Source organism: Actinomycetospora corticicola (genome assembly GCF_013409505.1).
Classification (GTDB): Bacteria; Actinomycetota; Actinomycetes; order Mycobacteriales; family Pseudonocardiaceae; genus Actinomycetospora; species Actinomycetospora corticicola.
The window spans coordinates 2,552,872-2,571,796 of sequence record NZ_JACCBN010000001.1; the positions used below are offsets into that span (position 1 = coordinate 2,552,872).

General features: G+C 74.5%; 15 protein-coding genes. 5 read left to right on the plus strand and 10 right to left on the minus strand.

The genetic code is table 11. The annotated features are described in order from the left end of the window. Positions 1-56: 56 nt before the first annotated feature. The gene (locus tag BJ983_RS12275; protein WP_179794041.1) at positions 57-854 is read right to left on the minus strand and encodes an IclR family transcriptional regulator domain-containing protein; all 798 of its coding nucleotides are present in this window, start codon (positions 852-854) and stop codon (positions 57-59) included. Between the two features lie 131 nt (positions 855-985). Here BJ983_RS12275 and BJ983_RS12280 point away from each other — a divergent pair, with 131 nt between their 5' ends. The 4 genes from BJ983_RS12280 to BJ983_RS12295 all read left to right on the plus strand — a co-directional run bounded on the left by BJ983_RS12280 (position 986) and on the right by BJ983_RS12295 (position 6,384). Continuing rightward, a complete protein-coding gene (locus BJ983_RS12280) occupies positions 986-2,827 on the plus strand; it encodes an alpha/beta-hydrolase family protein (protein WP_218890244.1) in 1,842 nt (613 codons plus the stop codon). An 87-nt stretch (positions 2,828-2,914) separates the two neighbouring features. Next, complete coding sequence (locus BJ983_RS12285) at positions 2,915-3,643, plus strand: CPBP family intramembrane glutamic endopeptidase (RefSeq protein ID WP_179794042.1); 729 nt, start codon at positions 2,915-2,917, stop codon at positions 3,641-3,643. Between the two features lie 93 nt (positions 3,644-3,736). Continuing rightward, positions 3,737-5,449: an MFS transporter gene (locus BJ983_RS12290; protein WP_179794043.1), complete on the plus strand. Its 1,713-nt coding sequence runs from the start codon at positions 3,737-3,739 to the stop codon at positions 5,447-5,449. A gap of 56 nt (positions 5,450-5,505) precedes the next feature. Continuing rightward, positions 5,506-6,384, plus strand: coding sequence for a DNA-formamidopyrimidine glycosylase family protein (locus tag BJ983_RS12295; RefSeq protein ID WP_179794044.1), 879 nt, complete (start codon positions 5,506-5,508; stop codon positions 6,382-6,384). Positions 6,385-6,397: 13 nt separating this feature from the next. Here BJ983_RS12295 and BJ983_RS12300 read toward each other — a convergent pair whose 3' ends face one another. The 5 genes from BJ983_RS12300 to BJ983_RS12320 form a co-directional block, all read right to left on the minus strand. Next, positions 6,398-7,867: a M28 family peptidase gene (locus BJ983_RS12300; protein ID WP_179794045.1), complete on the minus strand. Its 1,470-nt coding sequence runs from the start codon at positions 7,865-7,867 to the stop codon at positions 6,398-6,400. Positions 7,868-7,974: 107 nt separating this feature from the next. Next, the gene (locus tag BJ983_RS12305) at positions 7,975-8,799 is read right to left on the minus strand and encodes a PspA/IM30 family protein (protein ID WP_179794046.1); all 825 of its coding nucleotides are present in this window, start codon (positions 8,797-8,799) and stop codon (positions 7,975-7,977) included. Positions 8,800-8,923: 124 nt separating this feature from the next. Then, on the minus strand, positions 8,924-9,439 hold the full coding sequence (locus tag BJ983_RS12310; RefSeq protein ID WP_179794047.1) for a helix-turn-helix domain-containing protein: 516 nt from the start codon (positions 9,437-9,439) through the stop codon (positions 8,924-8,926). 159 nt (positions 9,440-9,598) lie between these two features. Then, entirely contained in the window at positions 9,599-10,174 is a 576-nt protein-coding gene (gene pgsA / locus BJ983_RS12315) for a CDP-diacylglycerol--glycerol-3-phosphate 3-phosphatidyltransferase (RefSeq protein WP_343054070.1), read from the minus strand. 11 nt (positions 10,175-10,185) lie between these two features. Beyond that, entirely contained in the window at positions 10,186-11,784 is a 1,599-nt protein-coding gene (locus tag BJ983_RS12320) for a MiaB/RimO family radical SAM methylthiotransferase (protein WP_179794049.1), read from the minus strand. Positions 11,785-11,905: 121 nt separating this feature from the next. On the opposite strand from BJ983_RS12320, the gene BJ983_RS12325 reads away from it, so the two are divergent. Further along, complete coding sequence (locus BJ983_RS12325; protein WP_343054071.1) at positions 11,906-12,421, plus strand: amino-acid N-acetyltransferase; 516 nt, start codon at positions 11,906-11,908, stop codon at positions 12,419-12,421. Positions 12,422-12,426: 5 nt separating this feature from the next. Here the strand turns inward: BJ983_RS12325 and BJ983_RS12330 are convergent, their stop codons facing one another. The 4 genes from BJ983_RS12330 to BJ983_RS12345 all read right to left on the minus strand — a co-directional run bounded on the left by BJ983_RS12330 (position 12,427) and on the right by BJ983_RS12345 (position 18,902). Continuing rightward, positions 12,427-13,722 carry a hypothetical protein gene (locus tag BJ983_RS12330; protein WP_179794051.1) on the minus strand — a complete coding sequence of 432 codons (1,296 nt, stop codon included), beginning with the start codon at positions 13,720-13,722 and terminating at the stop codon, positions 12,427-12,429. A gap of 99 nt (positions 13,723-13,821) precedes the next feature. After that, complete coding sequence (locus tag BJ983_RS12335) at positions 13,822-16,491, minus strand: FtsK/SpoIIIE family DNA translocase (RefSeq protein ID WP_179794052.1); 2,670 nt, start codon at positions 16,489-16,491, stop codon at positions 13,822-13,824. A 140-nt stretch (positions 16,492-16,631) separates the two neighbouring features. Beyond that, the gene (locus tag BJ983_RS12340) at positions 16,632-17,819 is read right to left on the minus strand and encodes an MFS transporter (RefSeq protein ID WP_179797737.1); all 1,188 of its coding nucleotides are present in this window, start codon (positions 17,817-17,819) and stop codon (positions 16,632-16,634) included. 93 nt (positions 17,820-17,912) lie between these two features. Further along, positions 17,913-18,902, minus strand: a complete 990-nt coding sequence (locus tag BJ983_RS12345; RefSeq protein ID WP_179794053.1) for a LysR family transcriptional regulator — start codon at positions 18,900-18,902, stop codon at positions 17,913-17,915. Positions 18,903-18,925: the final 23 nt, after the last annotated feature.

Below are 18,925 nucleotides of genomic sequence, written 5' to 3' on the forward strand. Positions count from 1 at the left end.
ACACCCTGTGGACAACCTCGATCCGTCCACAGCCGCCCTGCTCCGAACGGCCGGGATCAGTGCTGTCCGGAGGGCTCCACCCAGCCGAGGCGGACCGAGAGCTCCCGGGCCGCCTCCCGCATGTCACCGACGATCGCCCGCGCGCGCCGTCGTGGGAGCCGGTACGCCGGGCCCGAGGCGGAGAGCGCGGCGACCACCGAACCGTCGTGCGCCCACACCGGCACCGCGACCGCGTGCATGCCGACCTCGAGCTCCTCGAACGAGCGGGCGTAGCCCTCGTCGAGCACCCGCGCCAGCTCCACCCGCAGCGCCGCCGGCTCCGTGATCGTGGCCTCGGTGAACCGCGGGAGGCGCCGCCGCAGCAGCAACCGCTGATCCGTGTCGTCCATGTGGGCCAGGAGCACCTTGCCGGCCGAGGTCGCGTGCAACGGGGTGCGGCGGCCCACCCAGTTCTGGGTGCTCACGCTCGAGGTGCCGAACTCCTGCGCCACGTTGATGGCGGCCTCGCCGTCGGAGACCGCGATGTTGACGGTCTCCCCGACGATCTCCGCGAGCGCCTGGCAGGTCGGCTGCCCCAGTCGGGCGAGGTCCATCCGCCCGGTGGTCGCGGCGGCCAGGCGCACGACGCCGAAGCTCAACGCGTACTTCCCGCGGTCGCCGAGCTGCTCGAGCAGCCCGCGGCGCTGCAGCGCGGAGACCAGGCGCGACGCGGTCGACTTGTGGACGCCGAGCTCCTCGGCGATCTCGGTGATACCGGCCTCGCCACGGGCCGCGAGGATCTCGAGGATGGAGATCGCCCGGTCGACCGACTGGACTGCGGAACGATCTCCCCGGTCCCCGTCGGCCCTCGTCACGCACGGGAGTGTAACGACCCCGAACGGCGCAGCGCCGGATCGCGACAAACCTGTCGAACCACGGCTGGTCGGCACCCGCCTCGACCGGGTCCCACCATTCGGCCGAGCACTCGAGGGTCCAGACTGTGGGGGTGCCCAGGGTCGACGCGGACGAACTCGTGACCGACCCGCACCCGGCGTCGGGAGACCCGGACACCGACACCGGGCCCCTGCACGGCACCCGGCCCCGCCCGCCGGCCGCACACGTCGTGCACCGCGGCCCGGGACCGCTCGACCGGCGCGGCCTGCGCTGGCTGCGCGTGGACGCCCTCGGACTGACCGTCGCGGTCGCCTTCGGCTCGCTCGCGATGACGCCGTCGCTGATCCCGCGGGACTGGATGGTGCAGGGCCTCGCGACGGGACTCTCCGCCGCGGCCGGCTACGGCGTGGGCACCACGCTGTGGTTCCTCATCCGGCGCACCCACGTCGGCCTGCGGCTCGTCGCCCACGCCCGCGGCTGGGTGCCACGACGGGTGCGGCTGGTCGCGTGGCCGATCCTGCTCGTCGCCTCCGCGGTGGTCGTGGCGATCGCCCTCGTCGCCGGGGTGCACTGGCAGCGGGAGCTGGCGGTGCTGGTGGGCATGGAGCCGCCGACCCTGCTCGGCTACTCGCGGGCGGTCCCCCTCGGGATCGTCGTCGCGATCCTGCCGATCGCGCTCGTCCGGCTCGTGCGCCACGCCGACCACGTGCTCGTACGCGGGCTGCGCCGCTACGCCCGGCTGCCGCGGCGGATCGCCGCCGCCGTGGCGGTCGTGCTGCTCGCCGTGATCCTGTCGGCCTTCCTCAACCAGGTCGTCCTGGGCGGCACCCTCGCCGTCGTCGACCAGGCCTTCTCCGGCGTGAACGACGAGACCTACCCCGGCTTCGACCAGCCGACGGACCCCCGGCGGTCCGGCTCGCCGGCCTCGCTGGTGCCCTGGCAGACCCTCGGCAAGGAGGGTCGCCGCTTCGTCGCCGCCGGTCTCGACCCCGCGATCCTGGCCCGCGCCGGCAACCGACCCGCCGTCGAGCCGATCCGCGCCTACGTCGGTCTCGAGTCGGCCCCGGACGCGCAGAGCCGCGCCGACCTCGCCGTCGCCGAGCTCGACCGCGAGGGCGCCTTCGCCCGACCGGTGGTCGCGGTCATCACGACGACGGGCACGGGCTGGGTCGACGACCCGGTGTCGAACTCGCTGGAGGCGATGTACGGCGGGAACACCGCCATGGTCGCCACGCAGTACTCCTACCTGCCGAGCTGGCTGTCGTTCCTGTTCGACGGTCCGCGCGCGGAGGAGGCCGGCCGGCTGCTCATCGACGCGGTCCACGCCCGCATCGAGGCGATCCCGGAGGGTCAGCCCCGGCCCCGGATGCTCGTGTTCGGCGAGAGCCTCGGGTCGCAGGGGTCGGAGGCGGCCTTCTCCTCGCTCGCCGACGTCCGCGCCAACACCGACGGCGCGCTGTGGGTCGGCCCGCCGAACTCCAACCGGCTGTGGTCGCAGATCGTCACCCGGCGCGACCCGGGCTCGCCGGAGATCCTGCCGACCTACTCCGACGGCCTCGTGGTGCGCTTCGCCGCCGACGGGGGCAGCGCCACCGTCGCGCAGACCCCGCCGACGCCGTGGATCACCCCGCACGTCCTCTACCTGCAGCACGCCTCCGACCCCGTCGTCTGGTGGTCGCCCCGCCTGCTCTGGGAGCGGCCGGACTGGCTCGTCGAGCGCCGCGGCCCCGACGTCCTCGGCGCGATGAGCTGGTACCCGGTGATCACCTTCTGGCAGGTGACGATCGACCTGGTCAACGCCGTCGACGTGCCGCCCGGGCACGGCCACGTGTACGCGGGCGAGGTGCTGGACGGCTGGGCGGCGATCGGCGCCCCCCAGGGCTGGACGGCCGCCGACACCGCGCGGGTCCAGCAGGCCCTCGTCGGCACCTCGGCGAGCACCGCCGCCGGCTGACCGGGCACGGTGTGCGGCCCCTCACGGCTCGCACACAGGGGCGGATGGCACCGTGGAGGGCGTCCCCCGTCGCCGACCCGAGGTGCCATGACCGTCGCCCTCCCCGCCGCGCCTGCACGTCGCGTCCCCGCCGTCGTCGTCCTCTCCGCCGTCGTGGCGGCCGTCGCCGTGGTGCTGGTCGCCTGGAACAACCTCCTGGTGCCGGCCCTGCCCGCCGACCCCGTCGTCCGGATGATCGCCAACGTCGTCGGGGTGCTGGTGCTCGTGCTGGCCGCGCGCGCGGGCGGCCTGACGTGGCGGGACCTCGGCCTGTGCCCGACGACGTGGCGGGCCGGGATCCGCTGGGGCGGTGCCGCCGTCGGCGTGGCCGCCCTGGGCTACGCGGCCGCGTTCCTGCTGCCGGCGACCCGCCCGCTGCTCGAGAACCCCGGCGTGGAGTCCAGCTCGTCCTCCCAGCTCGTGCTCCGGGCGCTGCTGCTCATCCCGGTCGGCACCGTGCTCTGCGAGGAGCTGGCGTTCCGCGGGGTGCTGCACGGGCTCACCGAACGGGCCTGGGCGGGGCGACTGTGGGCCGGGCGCGGCGTGGTGTTCGCGGTGGCCTCTGCGTTCGCGGTGTGGCACCTCGCGGGCGCGCTGGCCGCGCCGGTGGGCGGCGTGCCGGTGTTCGGCGTGCTCGTGGTGCTCCTGGTGACCGCGCTGGGCGGCGTGGTGATGTCGGTGGTGCGCCGCCGGACCGGGTCGCTGTTCGCCTCCATCGGCATCCACCTGGGCACCAACGTCGTCGGGCTCGTCGCGGTCCTGCTCGCCACCCGCTGAGGCGTGACGTAGGGAATATCCGGAACCCGGACGACGTTCCGGACGTCTATCGTTTCGTTGCGTAATACACGAAACCGGTGGATCGGAGGACGGGTGGCGCAGGCTGACGTCGGAGCTCGGCCGGGAGCATCACCCGCGCTGGTCGTCGCGGTGCTCTCGTCGGTGGGGCTGATCGCCTCGCTGTGCATGACGCTGGTGGTGCCGATCGTCCCCCAGCTGCCCGCCCTGCTGTCGACGACGCCGGCGAATGCCTCCTGGGTGATCACGGCGACCCTGCTCGGCGGCGCGGTCGCGACCCCCATCGCCGGCCGCCTCGGCGACATGATCGGCAAGCGCCGGGTCCTCGTCGCCACCCTCGCCCTGCTCGTCGTCGGCGCGTTGATCTGCGCCCTGACGTCGTCGCTCGTCCCGGTCCTCGTCGGGCGCTCGCTGCAGGGCGTCGCGGTCAGCGCGGTGCCGCTGGGCATCAGCCTGATGCGCGACGCACTGCCCCCGGAGCGACTCGGCTCCGGCATCGCGCTGATGAGTGCGACCCTCGGCATCGGCGGCGGGCTCGGCCTGCCGCTCTCCGCGCTCATCGTGCAGATCGCCGACTGGCACGCCCTGTTCTGGACCGCCGCCGCCCTCGGCGCGGCCGGCATCGTGCTGATCCTCGCCGTCATCCCCGAGTCCGCGCAGCGCTCCGGGGGCCGGTTCGACGCCGTGGGCGCCGTCGCGCTCACGGTCGGTCTGGTGCTCGGCCTCCTCGCGATCTCCAAGGGGGCGGAGTGGGGCTGGGGCAGCGCCACCACCCTGGGCTCCGCGATCGGCGCGGTCGTCGTGCTGCTCGCCTGGGGTCTCTGGGAGCTCCGCACGCGCGATCCGATCGTCGACCTGCGCGTCACCGTCCGCCGCGCCGTGCTCGTGCCCAACCTGGTCTCGGTGCCGGTCGGCGTCGCGATGTTCACCGGCATGGTGACCTTCCCGCAGCTGCTGCAGGCCCCGACGTCGTCGGGCTACGGGCTGGGGCTCTCGCTGCTCGCCGCCGGCCTCGTCCTGGCCCCGAACGGCGTCGTCATGATGGTGATGTCCCCGGTCACCGCCCGGGTCTCGGCCCGCTTCGGGCCCCGCACCTCGCTGCAGCTCGGGCTCGTGATCATCGTGATCGCCTACGCCCTCGGCACGATGCTGCTCTCGCAGCCGTGGCACGTGGCGCTGGTGATCTCGCTGGTCGGCGCGGGTGTCGCCCTGGCCTACGGCTCGCTGCCGGACCTGATCATGCGCGCCGTCCCCACCGACAAGACCGCCGCCGCGAACGGGCTCAACACCCTCATGCGGTCGGTGGGCACGTCGACCGCCTCCGCGGTGGCCGCGGTCGTGCTCTCGGCGATGGTGATCCGGACCCCGTCGTTCAACGGTCCCTCCCTCGCCGGCCTGCAGACCACGCTCTGGATCGCCGCCGGGTGCGGCCTCGTCGCCCTCGTCGCGACGACGCTGATCCCGGTCCTGCCGCGCTCCCGGTCGGTCGACTCGACGGTGGTCGAGACCGAGGTCGGACTTCCCGACGACGGGCGTGGTCCCGCCGTGCACGGGCACGTCCGGCTCGCCGGGGGCGCCCCGGCGTCCGAGGCGCACGTGACGCTGGTGGACCTCCACGGCCGTCAGCTCGCCGTCGTGCCGGTGGAGCCCGACGGGGCCTTCTGCGCCCCGGTGGACCACCCGGAGACCGTGCTCGTGATCGCGAGCGGGCCGGGTGGACGCCCGACCGCCCAGCACGTGTCGCCCGCCGAGCGCTCGGCGCCGCGGGACCTGGTGCTCGCCCGCTAGGAGCCCCGTGGGTCGGGACGGGGGTGGACCCGCCGCAGGCGGGGCATGCTGGGGACATGCCCGAGGGTGACACCGTGTTCCTCGCCGGCCGGCGCCTCGACGACGCGCTGGCCGGGAAGGAGCTGACCCGCGGCGAGCTGCGGCACCCGCGGCTCATCGGGCACGACCTCGCGGGGCGGACCGTCGAGAACGTGGTCAGCGTCGGCAAGCACCTGTTCACCCGGTTCGACGACGGGCGCAGCCTGCACAGCCACTTCCGCATGGACGGCTCGTGGCACCTCTACCGGCCCGGCCGCCCATGGCGCGGGGCCGACCACGAGATCCGGGCGATCCTGGCCGTGGAGGACCGGGTGGCGGTCGGGTTCCGGCTGCACGACCTCGAGTTGCTGCCCACCGACGAGGAGGACCGCTTCGTCGGCCACCTCGGGCCCGACCTGCTCGGCGAGGGCTGGGACGACGCCGCGTCCGACGAGGTGCTCCGCCGGCTGCGGGCCGACCCCGACCGCGAGCTCGGCACGGCCCTGCTCGACCAGCGGGTGGCCTGCGGGGTCGGCAACCTCTACAAGGCCGAGATCTGCTTCCTGCTCAAGGTCTCGCCGTGGACGAAGGTCGGCGACCTCTCCGACCGGCAGACCGAGGACGCCGTCAGCTGGTCGCGCAAGCTGCTGCTGCGCAACGCGTGGCGCCCGGAGCAGTCGACGACCGGTGACCTCGGCGAGGGCGCCCAGCACTGGGTGTTCGAGCGGGGCGGCCGGAACTGCCGCCGGTGCCGGGACGTCGTGCGGGTGGCCCGGCAGGACGACGGCACGAAGGACGCCGAGGACCGGGTCGCCTACTGGTGCCCGACCTGCCAGCCCGGCCCGCACCCCGACGTGCCGCGTGTCCGGGGCGGGCGGCGCCCGCAGCAGCAGACGGGTCGACGGGCCCGGTACTGAGCCGCGCCCGGTCCTACCGCGGCTGACGCTGCGCGCGGGACGGGACGCCGTCGGGGCCGGTGAGGTCGAGGGCGTAGCCGCCGATGACTCCGGCGATCGCGCGGACGTTCCGGTCCAGGGCGACCCGGTCGACGTTGGCCAGGTCGTCGCGGGCGGTGTGGTAGTTCGGGTCGAACGATTCTCCTCCCCGGCCGCCCCACTGCGCGGCCTGCTCCGGGGACTTGCGCTCCTCGGCGCCGGTGAACAGCCCGCCGGCCGGGATCCCGGCGGCGATGAACGGGCCGTAGTCCGACCGGCCGTCGAAGTCGGTGCCCTGGCCCTGCACCCCGACCTGCCCGAGCGCGGTCAGCATCCGGCGCTCGATCGCGGCCGACCCCGGCGGGCCCGCGGGGGCGCCGACCCGGTCGGAGTCGTCCCCGTCGTAGGCGAAGTAGCCGGCGTTCGGCGAGCCCACCATGTCGAAGTTGAGCAGCAGCGCGATGTCCCGCTTCCGCTCGACGTCGAGCCCGGCGACGTAGGCCTCGGCCCCCAGCAGCCCCAGCTCCTCGGCGCCCCACCAGCCGAGGCGCACGGCGTTGGTCACCGCGGGCGCGCCGCCGAGGCGCAGCGCGGTCTCCAGCAGCGCCGCCGACCCGGTGCCGTTGTCGTTGATGCCCGGCCCCTCGGGGACGCTGTCGAGGTGGGCGCCGGCCATGACGACCTCGTCGGTGCGGCCGGTGGTGGTCTGCGCGATCACGTTGCGGGTCTGCCGGGTCTCGGTGGTGGTGTCGAGCACGAGGGTGACCGGGCTGCCGCTCCGGGCGAAGAGCGCGTCGCCGTCGGACTTCGTCAGGCCCGCGACGGGGAGGCGGGCCTCGGCGACCGAGCCCAACGTGCCGTTGAGCGGGCCGTCCTCGGTGTTGGCCACCAGCAGGGCCGCCGCGCCGGCGTCCGCTGCGAGCTGCTGCTTCTGCGTGAACGGGCAGACCCCGCGGCGAGCGAGGACGACGGCGCCCCGCACGGTCGCCGGGAAGTCGCTCGCCTCGCAGGCCGGGGTCGGGTCGGCCGGGGCGTCCGGCAGCGCCACCAGCGGAGCGTTCAGGCCGCCGGGTGGGGTGGGCCGGGCGTAGGTCAGGGCCACGACGGCGGGTCCGGGTGCCCCCGCGACGGTGAGCGTCTGGGCCCGGGCGTCGAACACGTCGAAGGGGAAGCTCGGCGTCTCGACCTGCCACCCGGCCTGACGGAGGCGGTCGGCCACGTAGTCGACGCTCTGCTCGTGGCCCGGGGAGCCGGAGGCGCGGTTGCCGCCGTTGCGTGCGGCGATGTCGGCGAACTGCTGCAGGTGGGCGAAGGCGCCGTCGCCGGTCACCTCGTTCTCGAGGCGAGCCGGGAGCCCCGCGTCGGGGGTCGGGGGCGCGGCGGCCGTGGGCGCGGTCGTGCCGCCGCAGGCCGCGACCACGAGGACGACGAACACCGACACCGCGACCAGCCCCGAGCGCCTCATCGCCCTGGACTGTAGGGCTGATCGGACACATCGGCACGAAGAGCACGAACGGGCCGCCCGTCACGGTCTCCCGTGACGAACGGCCCGTCCGTGGGTCGAGCCGTGGCTCAGTTCTGCTGCGGCGGCGCGTACTGCTGCGTCGGCTGCGCCGGGGCGGGCTGCGCCGGCTGGGTCTGCCCGGCGGCGGGCTGGCCCTGCGTGACCTGACCGGGGCCCTGCATCGACGCCCGGATCTGGTCCAGACGGCTCTGCCCGGCGAAGTCGGTCGAGGCCTGCTGAACCTCGAGCATCCGGCCCTGCACGCTGTTCTGCGCGAGCTCCGCCTGACCGAGGGCGGTGGTGTACCGCTTCTCGATCTTGTCGCGGACCTCGTCCAGGGACGGCGTGTTGCCCGGCGCCGCGACCTCGCTCATCTGGCGCAGCGAGTTCGACACCTGCTCCTGCATCTTGGCCTGCTCGAGCTGGCTGAGCAGCTTGGTGCGCTCGGACAGCTTCTGCTGCAGGACCATCGCGTTGCGCTCGACGGCCGCCTTGGCCTGCTGCGCCGCGCCGATCGACTGATCGTGCAGCGTCTTGAGGTCCTCGACGTTCTGCTCGGCGGTCACCAACTGCGTGGCGAACGCCTGCGCCGACTGCTCGTACTGCGCGGCGGCCTGCTCGTCGCCCTTGGCGCGAGCCTGGTCCGCCATCGTCAGCGCCTGCCGCGCCGACGACTGCAGCTTCTCGATGTCGCCCAGCTGGCGGTTCAGCTTCATCTCCAGCTGCCGCTGGTTGCCGATCACCGAGGCCGCCTGCTGCGACAGCGCCTGGTGCTGGCGCTGGGCGTCCTCGATCGCCTGCTGGATCTGCACCTTGGGGTCCGCGTGCTCGTCGATCTTCGACGAGAACGCTGCCAGGAAGTACTTCCAGGCCTTCACGAAGGGGTTGGCCATCTGCTCCCGCCCAACTCGTCACCGTCCGCACAGGCCGCTGACGCTGACCTGGTCCGTACCCATCGTGTCAGCTCCGCCCGCGGCCTTCCACCGAGGTCCCGCCCCGGCGTGGCGGACGGCCGACTCAGGCCGCGGATCGCACCGTGTCGGTGCGACCCAGCGTCACCAGTTCGACCAGACGGAGCTCGCCCGTCGGCTCGTCCTCCGCAGCCTCGTCCGTGGTCGCGTCGACCCCGTCGACGGTCTCCACCAGGTCCACCACCTCCGCGGCCGGCGGCTCCGCCGCAGCGGCCTCGCCGCCCTCGGCCGGAGCGCCCTCGAAGGCCTCCTCGACCGCCGAGCGCAGGGCCGGGTCCACGGCGAGGCGCCGCTCGGCCAGCCGCGCCGGACGGCGGGCCTCCGCCGGCGCCGGGCGCATGGTGGCCGCGACGTCGTCCAGCAGATCGGGCAGCGGGAGCGCCAGGGCCTCGCAGATCGCCGCCAGCAGCTCGCTCGAGGGCTCCTTGCGGCCGCGCTCGATCTCCGACAGGTAGCCGAGGCTCACCCGTGCGTCCCGCGAGACGTCCCGCAGGGTCCGCCGACGCTCGGTGCGGGCGCGACGGATCGTGCCGCCGATCGCCTCGCGCAACAACAGCGCCATGTGCGCACCTCCCGTGCCGTACCCGCCGTCGGGAACTCGCGGCCCCGAGGAGAGCCCGGCATCGATGACCGTTCCGACCACGGTACCGACTCCCGCGCCGCCGTGTCGGGCGCGGCGGAGGCGTTCACCGTGGGCGAACTCCCACGGCGCGTCGGAGGATCAGTGCAGCGCGGCGCGTCGCAGGCGGACCGCCTGGGCGACGTAGTCGAGGCCGGTCACCACCGTGACGACCACCGCGAGCAGGAACAACGTGGCCACCCCGGGCGCGGCCCAGGTCGGCAGCGGCATGATCGCGAGGCCCAGCGCGAGGGTCTGCAGCACGGTCTTGACCTTGCCTCCGCGACTCGCCGGGATCACCCCGTGGCGCAGCACCCAGAAGCGCAGCAGGGTCACACCGAGCTCACGGACCGCGATGACGATCGTCACCCACCAGCCCACCTCGCCCAGGACCGACAGCCCGACGAGGGCGGCACCGACCAGCGCCTTGTCGGCGATCGGGTCGGCGATCTTGCCGAAGTCGGTGACCAGCTCCCACCGGCGGGCGAACTCGCCGTCGAAGGTGTCGGTGACCGACGCCAGGGCGAAGACGCCGAACGCGGCCCAGCGCCACCCGGCGTCGTGGCCCCCGGCCGTGAAGAGCGCCACCAGGAAGACCGGGACCAGCACCAGCCGCACCACGGTGAGCGCGTTGGCGATGTTGACCAGCGGAACAGGCTTGCGATCCACCGGACCCACGGCCTGCTGGGTCACCGGGCGCCCGCCGCGGCGGGCTCTCGGTCGACGGTGGGGGTCAGGATCTCGAGGGCCTCGACGACCAGGTCGACGCCCTCCGAGGCGACCACGAGGCAGCGGACCATCGCCCCGCGCTCCAGGCCCGCGAGGAGCTCCTCGTCGCCGGTGAGCAGGCACTCCCCGTCGACGTCCGGGCCCTGGTGCGCGGCGCGGCCGATCCAGACGAGGTCGCCGGGCTCCGTGTCCTCGGCCTCGGCCTCGGCCTCGTCCTCGGGCTCGTCGGGGAGGTCGGTCATCTCCGGCTCGGCGTCGAGTCCGAGCTCGGCGAGGTCGAGGTCCGCGACGTCGGCGAGGTCGGGGTACGCGGCGGCCGCGGCCTCGGAGAGCTCCTGACGCTCGACCAGGACCTCCACCTCGGTGCCGATCCGGCGGGCGGCGCGGTCGGCGGAGACCACCTCGACCAGCGAGGTGACGCGCTCGACGCGGGCGGCGACCTCGGCCGGGTCGATCTTGTCGGGCAGGTCGGCGGCCTCGGTGCCGTCCTCGTCGGAGTAGCCGAACACGCCCACGGCGTCGAGCTCGGCCTCGGAGAGGAACGCCTCGAGCTCGGCCAGGTCCTCCTCGGTCTCGCCGGGGAACCCGACGATGACGTTGGACCGGATGCCGGCCTCCGGGGCCAGGGCGCGGATCTCGGCGCACAGCGCGAGGAACGACTCCCGCGACCCGAAGCGGCGCATCCGCCGCAGGAGCGGGCCGGAGGCGTGCTGGAAGGAGAGGTCGAAGTAGTCGGCCACCCGCTCGGTGCGGGCGATCGCGGCGAGCAGCGGCGGGCGGACCTCGGCGGGCTGCAGGTAGGACACGCGGACCCGGCGCAGGCCGGGGACCTCGGCGAGCTCGCCGAGCAGCCGCTCGAGCGCTCCCCCGGCGGCGCCCCGCGCGTCGATGTCCTTGCCGTAGGAGGTCGAGTTCTCGCTGACCAGCGTCACCTCGGCGACGCCGTGGTCGGCGAGCCAGGCGGCCTCGGCGACGACGTCCTGCGCCGCGCGGGACACGAAGGCGCCGCGGAAGGACGGGATCGCGCAGAAGGCGCACCGCCGGTCGCAGCCGGAGGCCAGCTTGAGCGGGGCCACCGGGGCGTCGTCGAGGCGCTTGCGGGGGACCTCGGGGAGCCAGTCGTGGCCGGGGATGCTGCCGTCACGGACCGCCTCGGGGCGCTTCACCGGGCTGATCGGCAGCAGGGCGCGGCGGTCGGCCGGCTGGTGCGAGGCGAGCGGGCGGCCCGCCATGACGTCGTCGAGGCGCTCGCCGATCGAGCCGTAGTGGTCGAACCCGAGCACCGCGGTCGCCTCGGGGAGGGCCTCGGCCAGCTCCGCGCCGTAGCGCTCGGCCATGCAGCCCACGGCGATGACCTTGCTGTCCGGCCCGCCGGCGGCCAGCACGGCGTCGACCGAGTCCTTCTTGGCCTGCTCGACGAACGTGCAGGTGTTGACGAGGACGACGTCCGCCGTTCCGTCGTCGTCGGCGGAGATCTCCCAGCCCTCGGCGGCGAGCCGCCCGGCGAGTTCCTCGGAGTCGACGTCGTTGCGCGCGCACCCCAGGGTCACGAGCGCCACACGGCCCCGGGCTTCCTCCTGGGATGCGCCCGCGCGGGTATCCCCAACACGTTGTGGCACCCGTCCAGGGTAGACGCACCCGGACCACCCTCCGGTGCTCCGGTGCCTACAGTGGCACCCCGTGTCATCGTCGCCGTCCGCCCCGGTCCTGCTGCGCCGTGCCCGGACCGCCGACGTCCGCGGGATCAAGGCGCTCGTCGACTCCTTCGCCGACGACAACATCCTGCTGCGCAAACCGCTGGTCACCCTGTACGAGACCGTCCAGGAGTTCCGGGTGGCGGTGCGCGGCCGGGAGGTCGTCGGCTGCGGGGCCCTGCACGTGCTGTGGGAGAACCTGGGCGAGGTCCGCACCATCGCCGTGCACCCGTCGACCCAGGGCGGTGGCGTCGGCCACACCCTCGTCGACGAGCTGATCGGTGAGGCCCGTGCCCTCGGTCTGGCCAGCCTGTTCGTGCTGACCTTCGAGGTCGACTTCTTCCTCGCCCACGGGTTCCGCGAGATCGACGGCTCGCCGGTGACCCAGGAGGTCTACCTCGAGATGATGCAGTCGGCGGACGAGGGCGTCGCGGAGTTCCTCGACCTCGCCTACGTCAAGCCGAACACCCTCGGCAACACGCGGATGCTGCTCGACCTGTAGCGGTCTCAGGCGGCCTGCGCGCGTCCGACCTCGGGAGCTTCCGGAGCCTCGGGCGCGGCCTCGGGAGCGATCCCGGAGGCCGTCCCGCCCGTGGGCAGCACGACCCGCACCGCGAGCGTCCCGCCGGCGGCGGTCACCTCGACGGTGCCGCCGAGCACGGCGGCCCGGTCGGCGAGGGCGGGCGGGAGGTCCTCGACGGACCGGCCCCGCGCGGAGGCGACCTCGAGGGAGACGGCGTCGGCGCGGTGCTCCACCGACACGCTCGCGGGGACCGGTCCCGGGCCGGAGGCGACCTCGGCGACCAGGTCGGTGAGCAGCCGGGCGGCGAGCAGCCCCACCTCGGGCCGGTCGGTGGCGGGTACCCCGCACACCACCACCGAGGGCGGCCGTCCGGCCCGGCGGGCCGCGCCCTGCTGGGCGTCCGCGACGAGCATGGCGACCCGACCGGTGTCGAGCGACCCGCCCGCGACGACCGGTGGGCGCGGCGTGAGGTCGACCGCGGTGAGGGCGGGCAGCACCCCGGCGAGGCGGTGCCGGGCGACGCGGACGCGACGGTCCTCCCCGTCCCGGGACGCCAGCACCGCGAGTTCGTGCACGAGGGTGCGGTGGACGACGGGCGCGAGCCCGAGCCGACCGTGGGCGTCGCAGCGGCCCAGCGCGTCGACCGCCCCGAGCCAGCGGCGCCGACGGGCGGCGGCGGCACGACGACGGCGCTGGAGCCCGATGCCCCAGGACGCGGCGAGCACGACCCCGAGCAGGAGGCAGGCCCCGGACTCGGGCGTGGTGCCGGTCGGCAGGTCCACCGCCCCGGCGACCATCCCGGCCGCGGGTGCGGCCGTCGTCGCGAACGGGGCGGCGACGGCGAGGACGCCGAGCACGACGGCGAGCCCGACGGCGGAGGCGATCGGCGGGGCGTGGCGGGCGGTGAGGGCGATCGCGACGGCGAGGACGACCACGAGCAGCGGACCGGCCGCCACCGACGCGGGGACCAGGACGGCGACGAGGGCGAGCAGCGCCAGCACCGCGGCCACCACGACGGTCCCGACGACGAGCCACGGCCAGCGCCCGTGCCCGGGCGGCGTGGCGCCCTCGACCGCCGGCAGCCCGCCGAGGGCGGCGGCCCGCCCGGCGGCGTCCAGCGCCGCGGCGGCGTGCCCGGGGGCCTCGTCGTCGGGAGCGGTCTCGAGCCGGTGCAGGCGGTCGACGACGACGGCCCGGAGGTCCGCGGCGACCCGGTCGCGCTCCCGCGCGACGGCGCCCGCCACGTCCGGCACGTCCGCGCGCACGGCGTGCTCTCCCACGTCACCGATCATGTCCGCCACTCCCGACCCCGTCCAGGAACCAGCCGGACGCAGACTGGCAGACCACGCTGTGTGGCCTCGCAGGACACGCGCACCGATTCAGGCGTCCACCCGATCCGGTTCCCCGCCGCCGGGGAACCCCTCGTCGAGATCGGGCGCGGGCGCCGGCTCGCCGCGGATCGAGGCGAGCAGTTCGGGCAGCTCGTCGGGCTTGAACAGCACGTCGCGGGCCTTCGAGCCCTCGCTCGGGCCGACGACACCGCGCGTCTCGAGCAGGTCCATGAGCCGGCCGGCCTTGGCGAACCCGACGCGCAGCTTGCGCTGCAGCATCGAGGTCGAGCCGAACTGACTGGTGACGATGAGTTCGGCGGCCTGCAACAGGACGTCGAGGTCGTCGCCGATGTCCGGGTCGATCTCCTTCTTCTCGGCCGCGGCCTCGGTGGTGACGGAGTCGTCGTAGTCCGGGTCGGCCTGGGACTTCGCGAAGTCGACCATCGCCTGGATCTCGTCGTCGCCGACGAAGGCGCCCTGCAGGCGGTTGGTCTTGCCCGCGCCCATCGGCAGGAAGAGCGCGTCGCCCATGCCGATCAGCTTCTCGGCGCCGGGCTGGTCGAGGATGACCCGCGAGTCGGTGAGCGAGCTGGTGGCGAACGCGAGCCGCGACGGCACGTTGGTCTTGATCAGACCCGTGACGACGTCGACCGACGGGCGCTGCGTCGCGAGCACCAGGTGGATGCCGGCCGCACGGGCCTTCTGGGTGATGCGGACGATGGCGTCCTCGACGTCCCGCGGGGCGGTCATCATGAGGTCGGCGAGCTCGTCGACGATCGCCATGATGTACGGGTAGGGCCGGTAGACCCGCTCCGAGCCGGGCGGCGCGGTGATCTTCCCCGAGCGGACGTGCTCGTTGAACACGTCGATGTGGCGCACGCGGTTGGCCTGCATGTCCGCGTAGCGCTGCTCCATCTCCTCGACCAGCCACGCCAGGGCGGTCGCGGCCTTCTTGGGCGAGGTGATGATCGGCGTGATCAGGTGCGGGATGCCCTCGTAGGGCGTCAGCTCGACCATCTTCGGGTCGATGAGGATCATCCGGACCTCGTCCGGCGTGGCCCGCGCGAGCAGCGAGACCAGCATCGAGTTGACGAAGCTGGACTTACCGGAACCGGTCGACCCCGCGACGAGCAGGTGCGGCATCTTCGCGAGGTTCGCCAGGACCATCTGGCCCTCGATGTCCTTGCCCAGGCCGATGACCATCGGGTGCGTCTCGCGGCGCGCCGTGTTCGAGGAGAGCACGTCGGCCAGCCGGACCATCTCGCGGTCGGAGTTCGGCACCTCGATGCCGACCGCCGACTTCCCGGGGATCGGCGCGAGCAGCCGGACGTTGTCGGTCGCCGCGGCGTAGGCCAGGTTGCGGTGGAGCTGGGTGATCTTCTCGACCTTCACGCCGTGGCCGAGCTCCACCTCGTACCGCGTGACCGTCGGGCCCCGCACGAAGCCGGTGACCTGCGCGTCGATCTTGAACTGCTCCAGCACGCCGGTGATCGCGTCGATCATCGCGTCGTTCGCGGCCGACCGGGCCTTGGGCGGGTCGCCCGCGACCAGCAGGTCCGGCGGCGGCAGGTGGTAGTCCCGCTCGCCCTCGGGCGGCTCGCGGTGGCTGGAGAACGACTGCGCGGCCTGCGGGTCGGTCTCGGAGTCCTCGACCACCGGGGGCGTCTCGGGGATCTCCGCCGCGGGTCGCCGCTTCTTCGCGGGCTCCTTCCCGACGGCGGGTGCGGCCGGCGGGGCGGGCTCCGGCGCCTTCTCGACGGCGGGCGCCTCGGGTGCGGGGGTCCGGTCGATCGGCTCCGAGAGGTGGTCGCGGTGCCGCGCCGGGTGGGCGTCGGCGTCGAGGTCGTCGGCCGGGTGTTCGTCGGCCTTCTTCCTCCGGCGCTTCGGCTTCTCGATGACCTCGGTCTCGGCGACGTCGGCGGTCTCCTCGACGTCCTCCGCGCTGCCCCACTCGTCGTCGTACTCGTCGTCGAACGCCTCGCCGGTGACGAGGCAGCGGACGCGGTGCGGGACGTCGCGGACCGGGGTGCCGGTCAGCACGAGCAGCCCGAACGCGGCGATCAGCACGAGCACCGGCATGGCGATCCACACCGTGACCCCGGCCGTGAGCGGGTCGGCCAGCCAGGCACCGATCACCCCTCCCCCGGCCTGCCGCCCGGCGAGGGCCTCGGGGGCGCCGACGGAGAGGTGCCAGGCCCCGAGCACCCCGAGGGTGAGCAGGAGGGCGCCGACCACCGTGCGGGGCCGGGTCTCCGGGTCGGGGTCGGTGCGCATCAGCAGCACGGCGATCCCGAGCAGGACCACCGGGAGCCCCAGGGCCGTCGAGCCAAGCACGGTGCGGAACGCGATCTGGATGCCTGCACCGATCGGCCCGCCCGCACCCAGCCACAGCCCGGCGGCCGTGATGAGCGCGAGGACGACCAGCGCGAGGGCGATCCCGTCCCGCCGGTGCGCGGCGTCGATCTCGCGGCCGCGTCCGATGGTGCGGGCCACCGACCCGAGCCCCCGGGCGGTCAGCGTCCACGCGCCCCGGAGCCCGCGGACGACCGGACCCGGGCCGCTCCTCCGTGCCGCGGGCCGGCGAGCCGGCGGCTTGCGGGCGGGCGTGCGGCGACCGGACCCGGACCGGGACGGCTGGGCCGTCGCACCGGTGCGCCCCGGCGTCCGCCCACCGGTGAGCGGGCGGCTGCGCTGCGAACGCGTCTCGGTACGGGCCATGGCGGACACGGTAACCGCGGCGCCCCACGCGTCCCGGGAACCACACGCGTCCGGCCGGGTGTCGGATGACTCGGTCGGTGGGCCCGAGCGGGTCGCTCCGTCACGCGCACGACCCGCACCGACCCGGCGTCGGGAAGGGCTCAGGCGAGACGGGAGGCCCAGCGGCGCACGATCAGCGGCGCCACGCCCGCGACCACGGCGGTGAGCACCCCGAGGGCGAGGACGGCACCGGAGAGTCCGCCGAGCGGGACGGACACGGCGAGCAGCACCAGCGGGCAGAAGAACTGGCCGATGAACAGGGCGGCGGTCCACATCCCGGTGCCCCGACCGCGCTCGGCGAAGCCGAGGCCGGAGAGGGCCCAGGTGAGCAGGGTCGGCAGCAGGAGGCCGGTGCCGGCGGAGGCGATCACCGCGCCGACCGCGATCACGGCGACCGAGGAGGTCAGTCCGACGACGACCAGCCCGACCGCGGCGAGGGCCAGGGCGATCGGCAGCAGCACCCGGGCGCCCCGCCCGGCGACGCGACCGAAGGCGAAGCCGCCGGCGGCCGTGGCGAGGGAGGCGACGGCGCTGACGAGGCCGATCGTGGCGGTGGAGGTGACCCCGACCGAGGCGAGCACGAGCGAGAGCTCCGCGATGGGCGTGTAGAAGACGATGCCGCCGAACAGCGAGACCAGGCACGGGACCGCGATGAGCCGCCACGGGATCGGGGGCAGCGCGGCCGCGGGGGTCCGGCCGGTGGAACGCACGAACACCGCGACGAGCACCGCGATCACCAGGCTGGAGGCGTAGAGGACGAACGGGGCCCGCCAGCTCACGGCGCCCAGGGCCCCGCCGAGGCCGAAGAACACGGTGGCGGCGAGGGTCGTCGCGATCGTCTGCCGGGCGAACCAGCGGTCGCGGGCGGTGCCGGCGAACAGGTCGGCGAGCAGGGTGGTGCAGGCGGTCATGATCGCGGCCTCGCAGATGCCGACCCCGACGCGGCTGGCGACGATCGCCCCGAGCGAGTCCAGGTAGAGCGGCGCGGTGCCGAACAGCGCGTAGACCACGAGCGCGACGATCAGTACCCGCTTGCGTCCGGCCGCGTCGACCAGTCGGCCGGCGATCGGCGCCAGCAGGCCGATCATCAGGGCGGGCGCGGTGAGGACGATCGGGACGAGGACCTCGACCCCGCCCGTCGTCGCGAAGGCCTCCATCATCCGCGGCAGCACGGGCGCGAGGAGCACCGAGCCGAGGATCGGCAGACAGCTGCCCGCCAGGAGGATCGCCCCCTGTCCGGTCGCCCGCCCCGTCGTCGGGGAGCCCTCCTGCTGCTCCGCGCGTCCCATGACCGTCACGGCCGACCTCCCTGTCGTCCTGTGTGGAGACCGTGATCGGCGCCACCGTCGGGAGTGTCGAGGTGCAGCGGGAGTGATCGGAAATCACTCCGGTTGGGGGCCACCATCCACGCGGTCGATGGCCGGGAGCCCGGCGCAGACCTCCGCGAGCAGGCCCCGCAGCCACCGGTGGGCGGGGTCGGCGTCGTACATGGGGTGCCACCAGAACGCCTCGAGCAGCGGGGTGACCGCGAAGGGGCACGGCAGCACCCGCACCCCGTCGTCGGGACGCAGACGCGCGGCGAGCCGCCCCTGCAGCAGGGCGACCCGGTCGGTGCCGGCGACCAGGTCGGGGATCGGGAGGAACGACTCGACCACCACCTGCGCGCGCGGCTCGATGCCGTGGGCCCGCAGCTGCTGCGCGGCCGGGGTGAAGGCGGTGGGCCGGTGGTAGACCGTGACCCACGGCAGAGCGGCCAGGTCGTCGAGGGTGGCGGTCTCCCCCACCCGCCGGTTCGTGTCCGCGACCAGCAGCACCCAGTGGTCCTCGTACAGGTCGAGGAACGGCAGGTCGTCGACGAAGCCGTGCGGGATGAACAGCCCGTCGACGCCGCGCAGGCGGTCGGCCGCCCCGACGATGTCCTCCGGTCGGTGCGGGCAGAAGCGCAGCCGGGCGGCCGGGGCGGCGCGCGCGAACGCGGTGGTGAGCGGCGCGCCGAGCACGCTGGTGGCGTAGTCGGAGACGAGCAGCGTGAACTCGCGGGTGGTGGCGGCCGGGTCGAAGTCCGGGGCGGCCGAGAAGACCCGCTCGATGCCCGCGACCGCGACCTCGGTGCGGTCGACGAGCCGGACCGCCAGCGGGGTCAACTCGTAGCGGTTCCCGACGCGGGTGAGCAGCTCGTCGCCGAAGTGGCGGCGCAGCCGCGCGAGCGCCGCGCTCACGGCGGGCTGCGAGAGCCCGAGTGCGGCGGCCGCGCGGGTGACGTTGCGCTCGGCGAGCAGGGCGCGCAGCGAGAGCAGCAGGTTCAGGTCGAGGTTCACCAGCCGCGTGAGGGCCGACCCCTCGACCGCCGGCGGCGCGGACTCGGCACGCATCGCACAGGCATACCGCATCACGT

Bases quoted from the DNA above. Each gene is read 5' to 3' on its own strand.
- BJ983_RS12295 (WP_179794044.1), top strand. From the start codon at position 5,506: ATGCCCGAGGGTGACACCGTGTTCCTCGCCGGCCGGCGCCTCGACGAC.
- BJ983_RS12335 (WP_179794052.1), bottom strand. From the start codon at position 16,491: ATGGCCCGTACCGAGACGCGTTCGCAGCGCAGCCGCCCGCTCACCGGT.
- BJ983_RS12300 (WP_179794045.1), bottom strand. From the start codon at position 7,867: ATGAGGCGCTCGGGGCTGGTCGCGGTGTCGGTGTTCGTCGTCCTCGTG.
- BJ983_RS12340 (WP_179797737.1), bottom strand. From the start codon at position 17,819: ATGGGACGCGCGGAGCAGCAGGAGGGCTCCCCGACGACGGGGCGGGCG.
- BJ983_RS12305 (WP_179794046.1), bottom strand. From the start codon at position 8,799: ATGGCCAACCCCTTCGTGAAGGCCTGGAAGTACTTCCTGGCAGCGTTC.
- BJ983_RS12345 (WP_179794053.1), bottom strand. From the start codon at position 18,902: ATGCGTGCCGAGTCCGCGCCGCCGGCGGTCGAGGGGTCGGCCCTCACG.
- BJ983_RS12285 (WP_179794042.1), top strand. From the start codon at position 2,915: ATGACCGTCGCCCTCCCCGCCGCGCCTGCACGTCGCGTCCCCGCCGTC.
- BJ983_RS12310 (WP_179794047.1), bottom strand. From the start codon at position 9,439: ATGGCGCTGTTGTTGCGCGAGGCGATCGGCGGCACGATCCGTCGCGCC.